Source organism: Collinsella sp. SGI.184, assembly GCF_050313415.1.
Lineage (GTDB): Bacteria > Actinomycetota > Coriobacteriia > Coriobacteriales > Coriobacteriaceae > Collinsella.
This window is the reverse complement of record NZ_JBNPLJ010000020.1, coordinates 1-18,343: the sequence shown is the minus strand read 5'-3', so window position 1 is coordinate 18,343 and position 18,343 is coordinate 1. Positions and strand designations below refer to the sequence as shown.

The 18,343-nt window shown below is 58.7% G+C and carries 16 protein-coding genes and 1 pseudogene; all 17 read left to right on the top strand.

What is annotated here, in order from left to right; all coding sequences use genetic code 11:
- The first annotated feature begins 27 nt into the window (after positions 1–27).
- Complete coding sequence (locus ACQRAJ_RS07275; RefSeq protein ID WP_427748185.1) at positions 28–1,005, top strand: acetylxylan esterase; 978 nt, start codon at positions 28–30, stop codon at positions 1,003–1,005.
- Positions 998–1,849 carry an acetylxylan esterase gene (locus ACQRAJ_RS07270; protein ID WP_427748184.1) on the top strand — a complete coding sequence of 284 codons (852 nt, stop codon included), beginning with the start codon at positions 998–1,000 and terminating at the stop codon, positions 1,847–1,849. The genes ACQRAJ_RS07275 and ACQRAJ_RS07270 overlap by 8 nt, the downstream gene beginning before the upstream one ends.
- A gap of 68 nt (positions 1,850–1,917) precedes the next feature.
- The gene (locus tag ACQRAJ_RS07265) at positions 1,918–2,838 is read left to right on the top strand and encodes a dihydrodipicolinate synthase family protein (RefSeq protein ID WP_427718650.1); all 921 of its coding nucleotides are present in this window, start codon (positions 1,918–1,920) and stop codon (positions 2,836–2,838) included.
- A 170-nt stretch (positions 2,839–3,008) separates the two neighbouring features.
- Positions 3,009–3,974 carry an ROK family protein gene (locus tag ACQRAJ_RS07260; protein WP_427728775.1) on the top strand — a complete coding sequence of 322 codons (966 nt, stop codon included), beginning with the start codon at positions 3,009–3,011 and terminating at the stop codon, positions 3,972–3,974.
- 70 nt (positions 3,975–4,044) lie between these two features.
- Entirely contained in the window at positions 4,045–4,731 is a 687-nt protein-coding gene (locus ACQRAJ_RS07255) for an N-acetylmannosamine-6-phosphate 2-epimerase (protein WP_154517496.1), read from the top strand.
- A gap of 99 nt (positions 4,732–4,830) precedes the next feature.
- A complete protein-coding gene (gene rapZ / locus ACQRAJ_RS07250; protein ID WP_427718645.1) occupies positions 4,831–5,751 on the top strand; it encodes an RNase adapter RapZ in 921 nt (306 codons plus the stop codon).
- A gap of 6 nt (positions 5,752–5,757) precedes the next feature.
- Positions 5,758–6,687: a DNA-binding protein WhiA gene (gene whiA, locus ACQRAJ_RS07245; protein WP_154517461.1), complete on the top strand. Its 930-nt coding sequence runs from the start codon at positions 5,758–5,760 to the stop codon at positions 6,685–6,687.
- A 193-nt stretch (positions 6,688–6,880) separates the two neighbouring features.
- Positions 6,881–7,906 (top strand): type I glyceraldehyde-3-phosphate dehydrogenase, encoded by a 1,026-nt coding sequence (gap, locus tag ACQRAJ_RS07240; RefSeq protein ID WP_154517458.1) that lies wholly within the window; start codon positions 6,881–6,883, stop codon positions 7,904–7,906.
- A 140-nt stretch (positions 7,907–8,046) separates the two neighbouring features.
- On the top strand, positions 8,047–9,237 hold the full coding sequence (locus ACQRAJ_RS07235; RefSeq protein WP_304212190.1) for a phosphoglycerate kinase: 1,191 nt from the start codon (positions 8,047–8,049) through the stop codon (positions 9,235–9,237).
- A complete protein-coding gene (gene tpiA, locus ACQRAJ_RS07230; RefSeq protein ID WP_154517452.1) occupies positions 9,230–9,997 on the top strand; it encodes a triose-phosphate isomerase in 768 nt (255 codons plus the stop codon). The genes ACQRAJ_RS07235 and tpiA overlap by 8 nt, the downstream gene beginning before the upstream one ends.
- A gap of 5 nt (positions 9,998–10,002) precedes the next feature.
- Complete coding sequence (gene gpmI / locus ACQRAJ_RS07225) at positions 10,003–11,556, top strand: 2,3-bisphosphoglycerate-independent phosphoglycerate mutase (RefSeq protein WP_304212185.1); 1,554 nt, start codon at positions 10,003–10,005, stop codon at positions 11,554–11,556.
- Between the two features lie 164 nt (positions 11,557–11,720).
- Positions 11,721–11,975 (top strand): preprotein translocase subunit SecG, encoded by a 255-nt coding sequence (gene secG, locus ACQRAJ_RS07220; RefSeq protein ID WP_006236144.1) that lies wholly within the window; start codon positions 11,721–11,723, stop codon positions 11,973–11,975.
- 294 nt (positions 11,976–12,269) lie between these two features.
- A complete protein-coding gene (locus ACQRAJ_RS07215; protein WP_427718635.1) occupies positions 12,270–13,946 on the top strand; it encodes a peptide ABC transporter substrate-binding protein in 1,677 nt (558 codons plus the stop codon).
- Between the two features lie 155 nt (positions 13,947–14,101).
- Positions 14,102–15,138, top strand: a pseudogene (locus ACQRAJ_RS07210) (ABC transporter permease).
- A 14-nt stretch (positions 15,139–15,152) separates the two neighbouring features.
- The gene (locus tag ACQRAJ_RS07205) at positions 15,153–16,088 is read left to right on the top strand and encodes an ABC transporter permease (protein WP_427718631.1); all 936 of its coding nucleotides are present in this window, start codon (positions 15,153–15,155) and stop codon (positions 16,086–16,088) included.
- 2 nt (positions 16,089–16,090) lie between these two features.
- On the top strand, positions 16,091–17,182 hold the full coding sequence (locus ACQRAJ_RS07200) for an ABC transporter ATP-binding protein (protein ID WP_154517437.1): 1,092 nt from the start codon (positions 16,091–16,093) through the stop codon (positions 17,180–17,182).
- Positions 17,183–18,211: an ABC transporter ATP-binding protein gene (locus ACQRAJ_RS07195; protein WP_427748182.1), complete on the top strand. Its 1,029-nt coding sequence runs from the start codon at positions 17,183–17,185 to the stop codon at positions 18,209–18,211. It abuts the gene before it with no gap.
- The last annotated feature ends 132 nt before the right edge of the window (positions 18,212–18,343 follow it).

Genomic DNA, 18,343 nt, shown 5'->3' with positions numbered 1-18,343 from the left:
GATTTCGAAAGGTTGGGTTCACGAGCCATGCCAAGCGCTCAGGAGCTACAACAGCAATTTGGTGGTTATCGGGGCGCCATGCCTCGTCCATCAGATTTCGATCTCTTTTGGAACGACCGCATGGCCGAGGCTGACGCCGTCGAGATCGACTATTCGGTCGAGACGGCATCGATTGCCGATGCTGCGACCTGCCAGTTTTTTGACCTCTGGTATACCGGCATGTGTGGCGCCCGCCTGCATGCCAAGTATCTCAAGCCGGTTTCGGACGAGTCCGTGCCGCTGGTGCTACAGTTCCACGGCTATCCGGGCGCAAGCCGCAGCTGGTTCGAGCAGGCATCGTTTGCGGGTATGGGCATGGCACTTGTCGCCCTCGACTGCCCCGGTCAGGGTGGCCCCTCCGCGGATATTGGTGGATTTGAAGGCACAACGGTTGCCGGGCATATCGTTGCCGGTATCGACGGCGACCCGGCCAATCTCTACTACGTACGCTTGCATCAGGATATCCGCATTCTGTGCCGCATTGTTCGCGAGCTCGAGGGCATCGATCTTGCCCGTGTTTTTGTGAACGGTGCGTCGCAGGGCGGTGGCTTGGGCATTGCGACCTGCGCGCTTAACAGCGAGCTTATCAATCGTGCCGCCATCCTCTATCCTTTCCTGTCGGATTTCCGCCTGGTCTGGGATTTGGATGCCGACGACATTGCCTACGAGGGCCTGCGCTATTGGTCTCGCTGGTTTGACGAGGACTCGACTCGTATTGACGAAGCCTATGCCAAGCTGGCGTATTTCGATTCCAAGAACTTTGCCCCCATGGTCAAATGCCCCGTGCTGTTTGGCACGGGAACGGCTGATATCGTCTGTCCCCCGGCGACGCAGTTTGCGGTCTACAACAACCTGACCTGTGAGAAGCGCCATGAGTTCTTTGAGGGTTTTGGCCACGAGGAGATTCAGGATTTTGACGATCTGATCATTCCGTTTTTCTGCAAGGAAGGGGAGGCTCATGTCTAAGTGCGAGAGCAATGTCAATGAGCTGATTGACCCCGAGCTTGCGGGGATCTCTGGGACGGTTTCGTCAAGGCTCTCCGATTTCCGTGATTGGCGCGGCGATGCCTTGGCGGATGTTTCCGAGTTGGAGGCAGCTGCTTCGGACCTTGAGGTTTGCGGACTGACTGTCACGGCGATTGATTTCGCCAATCCGTGCGCGTGCTACTCCGAGGTTTCCTTTGAACTTGCCGGGGAAGTCGTACACGGCCGTTTGATTGAGCCCTCAGGTTGCGCCCGGGCATCCGAGCTTGTGCCGCTATGCCTGATGTTTCACGACATCGACCGACCCGTACGTGGATGGCATCACATGACGAGGTTTGCCGCCATGGGATATGCCGTGCTTGCGCTGGACGACGATGTGATTGGGCTCAGCGAGCTGCAGCAGGGGGTTACCTCGCCCGTTTTTGTTGAACGCGTCCGCTGGGGCTGTGCAATGGCAAAGGTCGCGCGCAATCTTGATGGCATGGACCCCGACCGCATCTTTGCATGGGGCGAGGGCCTTGGCGGTGGAGTCGCGCTTGCGGTTTCTGCTCTGGACGAGCGGGGCCTTGCCTGCACGGCGGTTGCCAATCCGCTTCCCGGCGGCCTCGAAGCGCTGTCGTCTCGGGTGCGCGGATCGGTACTCATGGGTACATCGCTCATGGATACCGTGAGCGATCCCAAGGGCCAGTTTGCCGTATTCAACGGTCTTGAGTGTGACCGGAGGCATATTATCTATGCCAAATATGCTCACGAACGCATCAATGCGTTCGAAAACGAAGTCGTCGACTTCTTTAACCAAGCGTTCTACCTGTGTTCTTTGGCCTAGACGGCCTGGACACTGCCAACAAGAGTGGGCGGCATAGGGCCACCCGCCAGACAACTAAGGAGATTCTTGTGGCAACTCAGAAATTCACCGGCGTTATTCCTCCCGTCGTTGTTCCCGATACCGAAGATCACCAGCTCGACGTTGCCTCCTTTGAGCGCAGCATCAACCGCATGATCGACGCCGGCGTCGATGGCCTGTTCTTCCTGGGCTCTTCGGGTGAGGTCGTTTTCTCCACCGACGAGCGTCGTCGACAGATCATCGCCGAGGCCGTTCGAATCGTCGACCACCGCGTTCCTGTTCTGGTCGGCATCATCGATACCGAGACCGAGCGCATGATTGAGCACGGTAAGGTTGCTCAGGAGCTGGGCGCCGATGCGCTCGTTGCCACCTGCCCCTTCTATGCCCTGCAGGGCATGACCGAGGTCGAGGAGCATTTCCGCATCCTGCACGAGGAGCTCGACCTGCCCATCTTTGCCTATGACATTCCCGTGTGCGTTCACACCAAGCTCCCCTGGAAGCTCCTTGCAAAGCTCGGCGCCGAGGGCGTCCTTGCTGGCGTCAAGGATTCCTCGGGTGACGACGTCTCGTTCCGCTACCTCGTTCAGGAGAACGAGAAGAACGGCCATCCGATGAGCATCCTCACCGGCCATGAGGTCGTCGTCGACGGTGCCTACCTTGGTGGCGCCGACGGCTCTGTCCCGGGTCTCGCCAACGTTGAGCCCGAGGGCTACGTGCGTCAGTGGAAGGCCGCCCAGGCTGGTGACTGGGCTACCGTCAAAGCCGAGCAGGATCGCCTCAATGAGATTTCGCACATCTGGGACGTCACCTCGGGCGTCCAGGGCTATGCCGGTGGCGTTGGCGCCTTCAAGACCGCTATGAACCTCATGGGCATTTTCGACAGCCCGACCATGCCGCGCCCGGTGAAGGCCATGACCGGCGAGAACGTCGAGGCGATTAGGAAGGTCCTCCAGGACAACGGTCTCCTGTAAAGCTTTCCCGGGCACCCGATCTTGGGGCTCAAGCGATCGAGCGTGACTCATTAGGTCAATGCCCGACCGCTTTCACCCCAACCCCGGGCACTCGGGAAGCCTTTAGCAAGCTGCGGCGATAACACCGCCTTTATTTCCTGTAGTTGTTTTTATCTCCTAAGGAGAGCGACATGGAGAACAAGTACATCTGCTCCGTTGATATCGGTGGCACCAAGATTGCGACCGCCATTATGGAATATCCGGCTGATGGCGGCGTGCCCCATCCCGTATTTGAGGCTGAGGTTCCCACCGAGGCCCAAGAGGGCGGTGAGGCCGTCTTCCAGCGTATCGAGGCGTCCATCAAGGCCGCTCTCGAAGCGAATCCCGATGTCGAGGTCCTTGGCGTCGGTATCGGTGCCGCTGGCGTCGTCGATCCCAAGACGGGCGCCATCGCGTATGCCAACGAGATCATGCCCGGCTGGTCCGGCGTTCAGTTGGGGCCGCGTCTGCGCGAGGACCTCGGTCTTCCCGTTGCCGTTGTAGGCGACGTGCAGGCTCATGCTCTGGGTGAGGCCCATTGGGGCGTCGGCAAGGGCAAGTTCTCCGTCTTGTGTCTGGGCATCGGTACGGGTATCGGAGGCGCATATGTCGAGAACGGCCGCGTGATGCAGGGCTTCCATGGTGCTGCCGGCCATATGGGCCACATCGAGTGCTCGGCTGCCGCCGGCATTCCCTGCGCCTGCGGGCGTTCCGGCCATCTGGAGTCGGTGGCTTCGGGTACGTCGATTGGGCGCATGTACGACGAGCGCTTCGGTCGCGTTGACCCCAGCCGTCCCTCGGTTGGCCGCGACGTGAACGACCTGTGCCGCGCGGGTGACGCAAAGGCGACCGAGGTCATCCACGATGCCGGCTTTGCATTGGGCGCTAGCTTGGGCTCGCTCGCCAACATTCTGGATCCAGAGGTCATCGTACTTTCGGGTGGCGTAATTCACCAGGGACCCGATTGGCGTTCGCAGACGTGGAAGGATTCGGTACACGAGGGCTATGCCAGCCAGGCGCTCGATCCGCTTCAGGACACGCCGATCCTCATCGGTTCTCTGGAGGGCGACGCACCGCTTATCGGTGCCGCCGAGCATCTTCTTGCCTCGTTAAAGTAAACGTATCTGCTGTAGGAGCCTCCCGAGACGACACGCCTCGGGAGGCTGTTCTGAGAAAGGTTATAGCCTTATGACCGTCGATCCTTTAATTCAATCCCTGAAGGGTAAGCTCATCGTGAGCGTTCAGGCGTATATGGGCGAGCCGCTTCGTACGCCCGAGACCATGGCTCAAATGTCTCGCGCTTGCGAACTCGGAGGCGCCGCCGCCATTCGTTGCCAGGGCCTTGCCGACATTGCTGCCATTAAGGGTCGTTGTGAGGTTCCTGTTATCGGCCTGTGGAAGGATGGACACGAGGGCGTTTACATCACGCCGACGCTGCGTCACGCCCGCGCCTGCGTTGCTGCCGGTGCTGACATCGTGGCGATTGACGCCACCGATCGTCCGCGCCCCGATGGCAAATCGCTCGAGGACACTTTTCGTCCGCTGCACGAGGAGGGCGTGCTTCTGATGGCGGACTGCGCCACGATCGAGGATATCCGCCGCGCGGTCGACATGGGCTTCGATTTGGTTTCCACTACGCTTTCGCATGGCGTCGCCGCCATCGATTGCACCATGGCAGACGGCCCCGACCTGCCGCTTTTGCGCCAGGCAACCGAGGAGTTCCCCGGTCTTCCCATTATTTGCGAGGGTCGTGTGCATACGCCCGAGGAGGCTCGCGCCGCGATTGACGCCGGCGCCTGGGCCGTTGTCGTTGGCACTGCCATTACGCACCCCACAAGTATTACGAGTTGGTTCAAGGCTGCGCTTGAGGCGTAAGACGGGCCTCGTATCCGCTTGGGGCGGTATACTCAACTAAGGCAATTGATCGCGCGGGATCCGCTGGCCGGGTCCTGCGCTTATTTTAGGAGGCAGCACATGCAAAAGGGAGATGCCATGGATGCGGCGGAGCGCACGGAGCGCATTCCCGATATCGTCATCATCACCGGAATGTCCGGATCGGGCCGAACGCAAGCCATGCATGTGTTTGAGGACATGGGCTATTTTTGTATCGACAACCTGCCTCCGCGCCTGATTGCGCAGCTCGCAGAGCTCGTTGGCATCAATACGGGTGTGGGTAGACACCTTGCTGTTACCTGTGACCTTCGCAGCCAAGGCCTGTTTGATGAGCTGCTTGACGCCGTTGCCGCCTTGGAAGAGCGCGAGATGAGCTGTGACATTGTGTTTCTCGATGCATCTGATGAGGTGCTGATTCGCCGCTACAGCGAAAACCGCCGCCGTCATCCCATTGCGAAGCCGGGGGAGACCACGGCCGACGCCATCCAGCGCGAGCGTTTACAACTCCAGGGCGTGCGCGACCGAGCCGATATGATCATCGATACGAGCCGCCTTCGTACCTCTGCTTTACGCAATAAGCTGCGTGCGGCTTTTTCAGAGCTGTCCGACCAGCAGCTCATGGACGTCCACGTCTTCTCATTTGGCTTTAAGCATGGTATGCCCGTCGAGGCAGACATCATGATCGATGTTCGCTTCCTGCCTAATCCATTCTACGACCCCGAGATGCGCACGTTGACCGGCCTCGATAAGAAGGTCTCCGACTTTGTCCTGGACCATCCCAAGACGCAGGAGTTCTGGAAGGTTTGGACGCAGTTGCTCGATACGGTCATGCCGGGTTATATCGCGGAGGGCAAGCCGCAGCTTTCCATTGCCATCGGCTGTACGGGCGGCCAGCACCGCAGCGTTGCCATTGCAGAGGCTACGGCCCGATACCTGGAAGGTGCTCAGTATCACGTGAGCATTTCTCACCGCGACTTGTCGCGTGCCAACACGAAAGCATAGGTTTGAATGTCGTTTACCGCCGAGGTGCGTGACGAGCTTGCGCGCTGCGAACCCGAATGTGAATATTGCGATCTGTCGACACTTGCCGCTCTTACACGTGTGAGTGGCACGCTTTCGCTGGCGGGCTCTGGTCGGTACCGTTTGACGGTTGCGACCGAGACGGGTGCCGTTGCACGCACGATGATTACGCTGACGCACCGCATCCTCAAGCTCAAAACGGAGTTTACCGTCCGCAAGTCGGTCTTGCATAAGGTGCGAAACTATCTCATCACCTTGCCCGACCAGCCCGACCTCGATAAGGCTTTGGTTCTGCTGGGCATTCTCGACCGCAGGGGAGGGCTCGTCGCCGGTGTGCCGCGCCATATCGTCGCCCGGCCCTGCTGCAGGCTCGCCTACATTCGCGGCGCTTTGATTGCCGGCGGTTTTGTGGCAGACCCGCGTGGCGATTTTCACCTGGAGATTGCGGTGCAGGGCGAACAATACGCCAAGGGGCTTTGCGACCTGTTGGAGCAGGTCGGGGTTCATGCACGCGTCAACGCCCGGCGAGGATCATATGCCGTGTACATCAAGAGCGCCGAGGAGATTGAGCATTTGCTCAAATTGATTGGTGCCAAGCGCAGCGTTGCCGAAATCGAGGAAGCCCGTGCGGTCAAGTTGGTGAAAAACGACGTAAATCGTCGCGTGAATGCTGAGCTGGCCAACCAGACGAGAAGCGCCGGCGCTGCCCAACATCAGCTCGCGCTTATCGAGGAGCTTGAGCGACGCGGCATGCGCGATGTGCTCCCGGATGCCTTGGCGGCCTTTTGTGACTTACGTGAGCGCTATCCCGATCTCTCACTGCGAGATTTGGGGGAGATGGCCGACCCTCCTTTGTCAAAGTCGGCCCTATATCACCGTGTATTGCGTCTTGAAAAGCTCATTGAAGCGAACAGGTAGTTTAAAGCGGCAGTTTATATAGTACTTGAACTGCTGTTTTATGATTTAAAACGTTTTAAAGCAAATTTGATTTTCAATTTCGAGCATTCTCGTGAAATTCAAGTCAAAAAAAAGGTATATTAGGCGAGTGGTTAGTTTGTGGGCCTCAACGGCGGGCGCTGTAGCTTGCGGGGGCCTTACGAAAGGAGACACAATGGCAGTAAAGGTTGCTATTAACGGCTTCGGTCGCATCGGTCGTCTGGCCTTCCGTCAGATGTTCGGTCATGAGGGCTCCGAGATCGTCGCTATCAACGACCTCACCTCTCCCGATATGCTCGCTTACCTGCTGAAGTACGACTCCACGCAGGGCAACTATGCTCGCGATCACGAGGTCGTCGCTGGCGAGGATTCCATCACCGTTGACGGCAAGGAGATCAAGATCTACAAGGAGGCCGACGCCAACAACCTGCCTTGGGGCGACCTCGACGTCGACGTCGTTCTCGAGTGCACTGGCTTCTACACCAGCAAGGCTAAGGCTCAGGCCCACATCAACGCTGGTGCCAAGAAGGTCGTCATCTCCGCTCCGGCCGGCAGCGATCTGCCCACCATCGTGTACAACGTCAACCATGAGACGCTGACCGCTGAGGACAACATCATCTCCGCTGCTTCCTGCACCACCAACTGCCTCGCCCCGATGGCCAAGGGTCTGAACGACTTCGCTCCCATCGTGTCCGGCATCATGACCACCATTCACGCCTGGACTGGCGACCAGATGCCGCTCGACGGCCCGCAGCGCAAGGGCAACAAGCGTCGTAGCCGCGCCTGCGCCGTCAACATCGTCCCCAACACCACCGGTGCTGCCAAGGCTATCGGCCTGGTTCTCCCCGAGCTCAACGGTAAGCTCATCGGTGCCGCCCAGCGCGTCCCGACGCCGACCGGCTCCCTCACCAACCTCTACGCTGTCGTTGACAAGAAGGTTACCGCCGACGAGGTCAACGCCGCTATGAAGGCCTACGCTGCCACCATCTCCGAGACCTTCGCTTACAACGAGGACGACATCGTCTCCACCGATATCATCGGCGAGACCCATGGCTCCATCTTCGACGCCACTCAGACCATGTGCTCTGACCTCGGCAACGGCCAGACCCTCGTTCAGGTTACCTCTTGGTACGACAACGAGAACTCCTACACCTCTCAGATGGTCCGCACCATCAAGTACTTCGAGAAGTTCGTTGCTTAATTTGGCTTTTAGCGAATAGCTCGTTGAGCGTCTAAAAAAGGGCGCGGCCTTATAGGGCTTACACCCTAAGGTCGCGCCCTTTTTATAAGAAATCGTCTGCCGTAATGGGAGGCAGACACGTACGAAAGGTAGAAGCAAACATGGCCTTTACCAAGAAGACCGTCCGCGACATCGATGTCGACGGCAAGCGCGTTCTCGTCCGCGTTGACTTCAACGTGCCTATCAAGGATGGCGTCGTTGGCGACACCACCCGTATCAAGGCTGCCCTGCCCACCATCAACTATCTCGTTGAGCACAATGCTCGCGTTATCCTCATGAGCCACCTCGGCCGTCCCGAGGGCACCGGCTTCCAGCCCGAGCTTTCCCTCGAGCCCGTCGCCAAGAAGCTCGCCGAGCTCTCTGGTCTCGATGTTGCTTTTGTCGCCGACACTTATGGCGAGAAGGCCGCCGAGGCCGTCGCCGCCGTCGAGCCGGGCAAGGTCCTCGTTCTCGAGAACGTCCGTTTTGACAAGCGTGAGAAGAAGAACGATCCCGAGATCGCCAAGACCCTCGCTTCCTATGGCGACGTCTTCGTCCTCGACGCCTTCGGTACCGCTCACCGCGCCCAGGGTTCCGTCGTGGGTCCCGCCGCTTACCTGCCCGCAGTCGCTGGCTTCCTTCTGGAGAAGGAGGTCGACACGCTGACCGGTATCTTCGCCGAGCCCGAGCGTCCCTTCGTCGCCATCGTCGGCGGTTCCAAGGTTTCCTCCAAGATCGGCGTTCTCGATCACCTTATCGACTCCGCCGACACCCTGATTATCGGTGGCGGCATGGCCTATACCTTCTTCCTGGCTCAGGGCATGACCGTCGGTCAGTCCCTCAAGGAAGAGGACTGGGTCGAGCGCGCTGGCGAGATGCTCAAGAAGGCCGAGGAGAAGGGCGTCAAGATCCTGCTCCCCATCGACAACCGTGTTGCCGACCACTTTGGCGAGGACGCTGTCCCCGAGGTTGTCGCTTCCGACGCTATCCCCGACGACCGTGAGGGCATGGACATCGGCCCCAAGACCGAGGAGCTCTACGCCGAGGCCGTCAAGGGCGCCAAGACCGTATTCTGGAATGGCCCCATGGGCGTCTTTGAGTTCGACAACTTCGCTCACGGCACCCAGGCTATCGCCGAGGCTGTCGCCGAGGCTGATTGCACCTCGATCATCGGTGGTGGCGATTCCGTCGCAGCCGTCAACAAGTTTAACCTGGCCGACAAGATGAGCTGGATCTCCACCGGCGGTGGCGCTTCCATGGAGCTCGTCGAGGGTAAGGCCCTGCCCGGAGTGGAGGCGCTTCTCGATGCCTAATCGCACCCTTCTTATCGCTGGTAACTGGAAGATGAACAACGACGTCGCCGAGGCTGCCAAGCTCGCCGACGAGCTGGCCCAGGCTCTGCCCGAGGTTCCGGCTGGCGTCGAGGTGCTCGTCTGCCCTCCGACCATCGACATTACTACGGTTCATGACCGCATTCAGGCTGCCCCCATCGCCCTCGGTGCACAGAACGTGTACTGGGAGGCCAAGGGTGCCTTCACCGGTGAGTCCTCTTGCGACATGCTCAAGTCCGCTGGCTGCACCTACTGCATCATCGGCCACTCCGAGCGTCGTGACTACTTCCACGAGACCGATGAGGACCAGAACAAGAAGGCTAAGGCTCTCGTTGCCGCCGGTCTTGTTCCCGTCTTCTGCTGCGGTGAGTCCCTTGAGGTTCGCGAGGCCGGCACCTATGTCGAGCATGTCGTGAACCAGGTCAAGGCTGGTCTCGAGGGTCTTGAGATCACCTGCCCCAAGCAGGTCGTCGTCGCCTACGAGCCCATCTGGGCCATCGGCACCGGCAAGACCGCTACCGCCGAGGACGCTCAGGAGGTCTGCGGCGCTATCCGTGAGACCCTCAAGGAGATGTTCGGCGAGGAGCTCGCCAACGGCATCCGCGTTCTTTATGGTGGCTCCGCCAAGCCCGCCAACATCGCTGAGCTTGTTGCCAAGCCCGACGTTGACGGCGCCCTCGTGGGCGGCGCTTCGCTCAAGGCTGCCGACTTCGCCTCTATGGTCGTCAAGGCAGGCGAGTAGGGCATATGGCACAGCGTCATCTTCCTGCACTCCTAATCATCATGGATGGCTGCGGCTTGGCTCCGGCCGACGGCGAGAACGCCGTCGCTGCCGCCAAGACGCCCTTCCTCGATAGCCTGTACGAGAAGTATCCTCACACCACGCTCGGTGCTTCGGGCGAGGACGTGGGCCTTCCCGACGGCCAGATGGGCAACTCCGAGGTGGGTCACCTCAACATCGGTGCCGGCCGCATCGTGTTTCAGGAGCTTTCGCGCATCAACAACGCCATCAAGGACGGCTCCATCGCCAAGAACGAGGTTTTCGTCAAGGCTATGGATGACGTCAAGGCCGAGGGCAAGACCCTGCACCTCATGGGCCTTATGAGCCCCGGCGGTGTTCATTCTCACATGAACCATGTCGAGGCCCTGGTCAAGATGGCTGCCCAGTATGGCATTAAGACCGTTCGCGTTCACGCCTTTATGGATGGCCGCGACGTCGATCCGCAGTCCGGTGCCGGCTACATGAGCGAGTTCTGCGCCTTCCTGGCCAAGATCTCCGAGGAGACTGGTTGCGACGCTCGCGTTGCTACCGTCTCGGGCCGTTATTGGGCCATGGACCGCGACAACCGTTGGGAGCGCATCGAGCGCGCCTACGACGTCATGGTCAATGCGTCCGATGCCGATACCGACCCCGTTGCCGGTATCAAGGCCTACTACGAGAAGGATCCGCGCGGCGATGAGTTCGTTGAGCCGTTCGCTGCCCACAACGAGGGTATCCACGAGGGCGACGCGGCCATCTTCTTCAACTTCCGTCCCGACCGCGCTCGTCAGATGACCCGCGTGTTCACGGACAAGGAGTTCGACGGCTTTGAGCGCGAGCAGATCAAGCTCTCGCACTTTGTGACGATGACCGAATACGATCCGACGTTTGACGTCGAGGTCGCCTTCCCCAAGACGTTCCCCGAGAACGTTCTGGCCGACGTAATCGCAGCCAATGGCCTGAAGCAGCTGCACACCGCCGAGACCGAGAAGTACGCCCACGTGACGTTCTTCCTTAACGGCGGCATCGAGGAGCCCAAGGAGGGCGAGGAGCGCGTGCTCGTCGCTTCCCCCAAGGTTGCTACCTATGATTTGCAGCCCGAGATGAGCGCTCCCGAGGTTACCGAGAAGCTCGTCGCTGCCATCAACGAGGACCGCGCTGATTTCTACATCGTGAACTTCGCGAACTGCGACATGGTTGGTCACACCGGTGTCTTCGACGCGGCCGTTAAGGCCGTCGAGGCTGTTGACGATGCCCTGTCCAAGGTTGTCCCGGCGATTCTCGCTAAGGGCGGCTTTGCGCTGATTACCGCCGACCACGGCAACGCCGATCACATGTTTGACGTTGCTTCCGACGGTTCCAAGCATCCGTTTACGGCTCACACCACCAACCGCGTGCCGTTCATCATCGTTGATGAGAAGGCACAGCTCACCGGTATCGAGGACGGTCGACTTTCCGATATCGCTCCGACTATGCTCACTATGGCTGGTCTGGAGCCTTCCGCCGAGATGACGGGCCGTGTACTCGCGACCGAGGCCTAAGAGAAAACGCCAAGCGTTTCTTTGCAAGGGGGTTGACCATATTCGGGCAACCCCCTTTTTTGGTATTTCTGCCATTTCTACCTCGTCCCCAAATGGCAGGTGGGGAGTGTCGGGGGTTGTGGTACAGTACTGGAGTTTGAATTGTTCTATTAAGGAGCTTCTCTATGGGTCCGTTTCAGATTCTGCTGTTTGTAGTTTGGGCTGTCTCTGCCGTGGCGCTGACGATTCTCGTCCTGATGCATTCCGGTAAGGGCACCGGCGTTTCGGATATGATCGCCAGCTCGCTGTATAACTCCAGCTCTGCCACGGGCGTTATGGAGCAGAACCTTGACCGCCTGACCGTCATCATGGCTGTCGTGTTTGCCGTGTGCGTCGTGCTGTGCATGTTCTTCTTCCCGCAGGGCATCGTGGGCTACTAAGCACGAGCCGCATAAAATAATTGAAAAGGGTTCCGCAAGTGCGGGACCCTTTTTGTTTACATATTTGTAACAGAGTCAGAATATCACCACATACTGCGCCCAACTAAAGAAATTCTCGACCGTTAACCGGAATTAGCCCCAAACCGTGCATAAAATGCGCTACTGTATTGAAAACGTTGGCCTGTTGTGCATAACCAGCCATAGCAACGGGCGGCGTTTCGATAGTTCGGATCGGATTGTCTCGACATATGTCCGACTGAACATTTCTTTGTCCTATCTCATAAGGAGGATGGCATGGCTGATTCTATGTTCCACCAGCCCGTTATGGGTCGTCGCGCCTTTGTCGGCGGTACCCTTGCTGCGAGCTCCATGGCTTTTCTTGCCGCATGCGGCAAGAAGGGCGGCGACGCTTCCGGTTCTGAGTCCGGTTCGACGCTGAACTTCTACATCAATAACCCGGTCTGCATCGACCCCTACAATGTCCAGGAGGACCAGGGCACTCAGGTCGAGTACCAGCTCTTTGACGCTCTGACCTCTTATGACGCCGAGAAGGGCGAGATCGTTCCGCTGGCTTGCGAGTCCTTCGAGGCCAACGACGACGCCACCGAGTTTACCTTCAAGATCAAGAAGGCCAAGTTCCACAACGGTGATGACGTTACCTCCAAGTCCTTTAAGCTCGGTTGGGAGCGTCTGGTCAGCACCAAGTCCGCTGTCGCTCAAGAGTATGGTCCTTCCGAGGTCTCCTATCACCTTTCCATGGTCGAGGGCTATGACGATCTGCTTGCCGGTAACACTACCGAGCTCACCGGTGTTACCTGCCCTGACGATGAGACCCTCGTCGTCAAGCTGTCTTCCGCTTACGCCGACTTCCCCTTCGTCGCCACCCACCCGGCTCTGGCCCCGGTTCCCGAGTGCGCCGAGTCCGATGCCAAGAGCTTCTACCTTGCCCCGATTGGTAACGGCCCGTTCATGATGGACGGCAAGTGGGAGGATGGTCAGGAGATCAACCTCAAGAAGTTCGACGATTACTATGGCGACAAGGCCAAGATCGATGGCATCCACTTCCAGGTCATCAAGGACATGGAGACTGCTTACAAGGAGTTCCAGGCCGGTAACCTCGACGTCTGCGACGTTCCCGTTGCTCAGATCGATGCCGCCAAGAAGGACCGTGGCGAGTCCAAGGATGGCTACACCATGAGCGACGGCGAGCGCATGCTGCTCGGTGCCGAGCCTTCCACCTACTATCTGACTTGCAACACCACGGCCGAGCCGTTCAACAACGCCGATCTGCGCAGGGGCATCTCCCTGGCCATCAACCGCGAGGCCATCTGCAAGACCATCTTCAAGGGTACCCGCACCCCCGCTGACGGCATTGTTCCTCCGGGTATCGATGGCTACAAGGAGGGCGCATGGGAGTTCTGCGCCTATGACGTCGACAAGGCTAACGAGTACCTCGACAAGGTTGCTCCTGCCGACGCCAACGGTGACCGTGGCATTAACGTGACTCTGTCCTACAACCAGGACGGTGGCCACAAGGAGATCATGGAGTCCATCATCGGCGACCTCGCCAAGGTTGGCATTACCGCCGTCTCCGATACCCCCGAGTGGTCTGCCCTGCTCGAACAGTATCAGAACCTCAACTATCAGTTCGGTCGTCTGGGCTGGATTGCCGACTACCCGATCATGGACAACTTCCTGTATCCGCTGTTCCACTCCGACTCCCTCGGTGGCGACAACCGTTCTGGTTACAACAACCCCGAGTTCGACGCCAAGGTCGACGAGGCCCGTACCGCGATTGACGACGAAGAGCGCGTCGCTAAGATGCAGGAGGCCGACGCAATCGTCGCTGCTGACTGCCCGGTCATCCCGCTGATGTTCTACACGCACACCCTCGCTGGTTCCGACCGCATCAAGCACCTCTATGTTGATCCGCAGAAGCATGCTGATCTGGGTACCGCTGAGCTCGCATAAGATTTGCAGCTTTGGTGAGGGTCAAGTTTTTACGTAGACCTCATGGGAAACATACAGTTCCCCCTAACCTGGGGTAAACTGGCTGATGGTAATTTTGGGATGCCGGTCTGGCGATCGGCATCCCATTTAGGTTAATCCCTAGATAGGGGAGTGGTATGGGTAAGTACATCGTTAAACGTGTGCTTCAGTTCATCCCGGTATTTTTGGGCGTTACGCTGATTCTGTTCGCCCTCCAGAATATCGTGCCGGGAGACCCGATCAAGCTGATCGGTGGAGACAAGGCTCTGTCCCCCGAGGTGGAGCTTCAGCTTCGCGTGCGCTATCACCTGGTCCAGTCGGACGAGGACGGCAACGCGATCCTTGACGAGAACGGCGACCCCGTTCAAACGTCGCTCGTGGACCGTTACTTGTATTACATGAACGGCCTGCTTCATGGCGATCTGGGTAATTCCTATCAGCGCAAGCTGCCGGTACGGATATCTTTGCCCAAAAGTATCCGTATACGGTCAAACTTGCCGCGTGCGCCATCGTACTCGAGGCAATCATGGGTATCGGTGCGGGTATCATTTCGGCGGTAAAGCGTTACTCCTTCTGGGATATTTTGGTAACGCTGACCACGTCGATCCTCGTTGCCGTTCCTGCTTTCTGGCTCGGTATGCTGCTGCAGCTGTTCTTTGGCGTCATCCTCAAGGATGCCACCGGCGGCGCATTCTCCATGCCGATTTCGGGTGCCGGCGGTGCTAGCTCTCAGTATCAGGATTGGATGCACTATGTGCTTCCGACCATCACGCTTGCTTCGGTTTCGACCGCCTATGCTGCCCGCATCATGCGCTCGCAGTTGCTCGATGTCATGAACCAGGATTACATCCGTACGGCAAAGGCCAAGGGCCTCTCCAATCGCGCGATCATCATCAAGCATGCGCTTAAGAATGCACTCATCCCCGTCGTTACCTATATTGGTGTCGACTTTGGCGGTATGCTTTCGGGCGCCATCCTGACCGAGACGGTCTTTAACTGGCCCGGTATCGGCTATGAGGTCTATCGCGCCATTAGCATGCGCGACTGGCCCATCGTTATGGGCGGCGTTACGCTCATCGTCGTCGTCGTCATGGTGATCAACCTGCTCGTCGACATTAGCTATGCATTCCTCGACCCGCGCATCCGCCTTGGCGGTCCGTCGGATAAGGCCTAAGGGAGGTACGTCTCATGCAGGAAACTGATTCTCAGTCTCAGGAGCAGGCTACCGCCACCAAGGCCGCATCTGCTCCCGCCAAGTCCCGCACGCTGTGGGGCGACGCTTTTAAGCGTCTTCGTAAGAACAAGCTCGCCGTTATCGGTGTCTGCTGGATTGTCATCGTCGTTGTGGTTGCCCTGACCGCCGACCTGTGGGCTAAGCCCTGGCTCGGTTCGCCGACGGCTTCCGACTCGACCACCATGGCCGAGACGTCGCTGCTGGCTCCGTGTGCAGAGCACCCGTTTGGCACCGACTCCCTTGGCCGTGACATTCTCGTCCGCGTTATCTACGGTGCACGCGTTTCGCTGTCCGTCGGCATTATGGCCACTGCGATCTCCACGGTGATTGGTCTGGTCATGGGCGCTCTGGCCGGTTTCTACGGCGGCATCTGGGATACGATCATCATGCGCTGTGCGGACATCTTCCTTGCGTTCCCGTACGTGCTGTTCGTTGTCGCCATGATCGCCGTTATCGGCCGTGGTCTTCAGAACGTCTTTATCGCCATCGGTATTCTTGGCTGGCCTTCGATTGCGCGCGTCTTCCGATCCGCGATCTTGACGGTCAAGGAAAACGACTATGTTGACGCCGCGCGCGCGATGGGTGCATCTGATGCTCGTATCGTCGTGCGTCACATCTTCCCGAACTCCGTTGCCTCCATCGTGGTCTACGCGACTATGAACATTGGTGGCGCCATTCTGACCGAGTCCGCTCTGTCCTTCCTCGGCATGGGCGTTATTCCGCCTACGCCTTCGTGGGGCTCCATGATTCAGGACGGCCAGCAGTATCTTCTGACTGCTCCCTGGATGATGATCATGCCCGGTCTGGCAATTCTCTCGACGGTGCTCGCCTTCACCCTGCTGGGTGACGGTCTGCGCGACGCCCTCGACGTCAAGATGAAGGACGCATAAGGATGAAGAAGAACAAGAACTATGTGGACCTGAAGGACCAGCCGGTTCCCGAGGGCCAGCATCTGCTCGAGGTTGATGACCTTAAGATGTATTTCCACACCGAGGATGGCGTCGTTCGCGCTGTCGATGGTGTGTCCTACACGCTCGATCGTGGCGAGACCCTGGGTGTCGTCGGTGAGTCCGGCTCTGGTAAGTCCGTGACCGCCATGACCATCATGGGTCTTATCTCGATGCCTCCGGGAAAGATTGAGGGCGGTGACGTTCGCTATCGCGGTCGTTCTATCCTCGAGATGACCGAGGAAGAGATGCAGCACATTCGTGGCAACGATATCGCGATGATCTTCCAGGATCCTATGACTTCCTTGAACCCGGTCTATAAGATCGGCAAGCAGGTGGGTGAGGGCCTTCGTCTGCACCGTGGCTACTCCAAGCAGGAGGCGCTCAAGCGCGCCACCGAGCTTTTGGACCTCGTTGGCATTCCCGAGCCCGAGAAACGCGTCAATGAGTATCCGCACCAGTTTTCTGGTGGTATGCGTCAGCGCGTCATGATTGCCATGGCCCTTGCCTGCGACCCCGATATTCTGATTGCCGACGAGCCCACGACTGCCCTGGACGTTACCATCCAGGCTCAGATTATTGAGCTTATGCAGGAAATGCAGGAGAAGAACGGCAACGCCATCATCATGATTACCCATGACCTGGGTGTTGTCGCCGATATGGCCGACAAGATCATGGTTATGTACGCCGGCCGTCCCGTCGAGTTCGGTACTGCTGAGGAAATCTTCTACGAGAGCCGTCACCCCTATACCTGGGGCCTGATTCGCTCCATCCCGGAGCAGGCCATCGATGAGAAGAAGCCGCTTACGCCGATTCACGGCAACCCGCCTTCGCTCATGAACCTGCCCGAGGGTTGCGTGTTCTCGCCTCGTTGCCCCTATGCGACCGATAAGTGCCGCAAGCAGCGCCCCGAGCGTTTTGTCACCGAGTCCGGCCACTATTCTGCGTGCCATTATTCCGGTGACCCCGAGTTCCTCAAGAACGCCCCTGAGACGTCCCGCACGCGTAAGGATTCCAAGAAGGGAGGCGAGGCGTAAATGGCAGACAATAACGAGCGCACTCCGCTACTGAAGGTCGAGCACCTCTCTAAGGAGTTCCCCGCAGAGTCCGGCATGTTCGCCAAGCGTTTTTCCAAGCGCGTCGTCTCTGCTGTAAACGACATCTCTTTTGAGATTTATCCTGGTGAGACCTTTGGTCTGGTTGGTGAGTCTGGTTGCGGTAAGTCCACTACGGGTCGCACCATCATGCGCCTGACCAGGCCGACCGCCGGTAAGGTGTTCTTCCAGGGTAAAGATGTTGCCGAAATGAGCAAGCATGAGATCAAGGATATGCGTCGCGAGATGCAGTTTATCTTCCAGGATCCTTATGCCTCGCTGAATCCTCGCATGACCATCGGCGAGATCGTCTCCGAACCCATGACTATTCACGGCGTGGGAACCAAGGAGGAGCGCATTGAGCGCGTCCGCGAGCTTCTCGACGTTGTCGGACTGAACCCCGAGCACATCAACCGCTATCCTCATGAGTTCTCGGGTGGCCAGCGTCAGCGTGTCGGCATTGCCCGCGCTTTTGCACTGAAGCCCAAGCTGATTATCTGCGACGAGCCGGTATCCGCTCTGGATGTGTCCATTCAGGCCCAGGTTCTGAACCTGCTTAAGGAACTGCAGGACAAGTTTGGTACGGCGTATCTGTTTATCGCCCACGACCTGTCCGTCGTTCAGCACATCTCCGATCGCGTTGCCGTTATGTATCTGGGTAAGGTGGTCGAGGTTTCTGACTGGAAGACGCTCTATAGTGAGCCTCACCACCCGTATACGCAGTCGCTGCTGTCTGCCGTGCCGGTTCCCGATCCGGATATCCAAAAGTCCCGTAAGCGCATCATCCTCGCCGGCGATCCGCCGTCACCGCTGGATCCGCCGACTGGCTGCCGTTTCCACACGCGCTGCCCGATCGCGCAGGGCATCTGCTCCGAGAAGCTTCCCGAGTTTAGGGAAGTTGCTCCGGGCCACTGCTGCGCCTGCCACTTCGCCGAGCCGTTCCCGATCAAGGAATCGCACATCGACCTGTAGTCGGTTGTTATCGTTCGGGCCTGCCCTGGTGTTGCTTTTCAGAACGTCCTCGGACATGTCGGAAGCCCCGCTGCGCGCTGCGCGCTGCGGGGCTTCCTCCGTCCTGCGGAATGTTCTGAAAAGCAACACCAG

What these genes read in the sequence shown, in the direction of transcription:
- tpiA (WP_154517452.1), top strand. Translation starts at nt 9,230, where the DNA reads ATGCCTAATCGCACCCTTCTTATCGCTGGTAACTGGAAGATGAACAAC.
- whiA (WP_154517461.1), top strand. Translation starts at nt 5,758, where the DNA reads ATGTCGTTTACCGCCGAGGTGCGTGACGAGCTTGCGCGCTGCGAACCC.
- ACQRAJ_RS07255 (WP_154517496.1), top strand. Translation starts at nt 4,045, where the DNA reads ATGACCGTCGATCCTTTAATTCAATCCCTGAAGGGTAAGCTCATCGTG.
- ACQRAJ_RS07270 (WP_427748184.1), top strand. Translation starts at nt 998, where the DNA reads ATGTCTAAGTGCGAGAGCAATGTCAATGAGCTGATTGACCCCGAGCTT.
- gpmI (WP_304212185.1), top strand. Translation starts at nt 10,003, where the DNA reads ATGGCACAGCGTCATCTTCCTGCACTCCTAATCATCATGGATGGCTGC.
- rapZ (WP_427718645.1), top strand. Translation starts at nt 4,831, where the DNA reads ATGCAAAAGGGAGATGCCATGGATGCGGCGGAGCGCACGGAGCGCATT.
- ACQRAJ_RS07215 (WP_427718635.1), top strand. Translation starts at nt 12,270, where the DNA reads ATGGCTGATTCTATGTTCCACCAGCCCGTTATGGGTCGTCGCGCCTTT.
- ACQRAJ_RS07200 (WP_154517437.1), top strand. Translation starts at nt 16,091, where the DNA reads ATGAAGAAGAACAAGAACTATGTGGACCTGAAGGACCAGCCGGTTCCC.
- ACQRAJ_RS07195 (WP_427748182.1), top strand. Translation starts at nt 17,183, where the DNA reads ATGGCAGACAATAACGAGCGCACTCCGCTACTGAAGGTCGAGCACCTC.
- ACQRAJ_RS07275 (WP_427748185.1), top strand. Translation starts at nt 28, where the DNA reads ATGCCAAGCGCTCAGGAGCTACAACAGCAATTTGGTGGTTATCGGGGC.
- ACQRAJ_RS07260 (WP_427728775.1), top strand. Translation starts at nt 3,009, where the DNA reads ATGGAGAACAAGTACATCTGCTCCGTTGATATCGGTGGCACCAAGATT.
- ACQRAJ_RS07205 (WP_427718631.1), top strand. Translation starts at nt 15,153, where the DNA reads ATGCAGGAAACTGATTCTCAGTCTCAGGAGCAGGCTACCGCCACCAAG.
- secG (WP_006236144.1), top strand. Translation starts at nt 11,721, where the DNA reads ATGGGTCCGTTTCAGATTCTGCTGTTTGTAGTTTGGGCTGTCTCTGCC.
- ACQRAJ_RS07235 (WP_304212190.1), top strand. Translation starts at nt 8,047, where the DNA reads ATGGCCTTTACCAAGAAGACCGTCCGCGACATCGATGTCGACGGCAAG.
- gap (WP_154517458.1), top strand. Translation starts at nt 6,881, where the DNA reads ATGGCAGTAAAGGTTGCTATTAACGGCTTCGGTCGCATCGGTCGTCTG.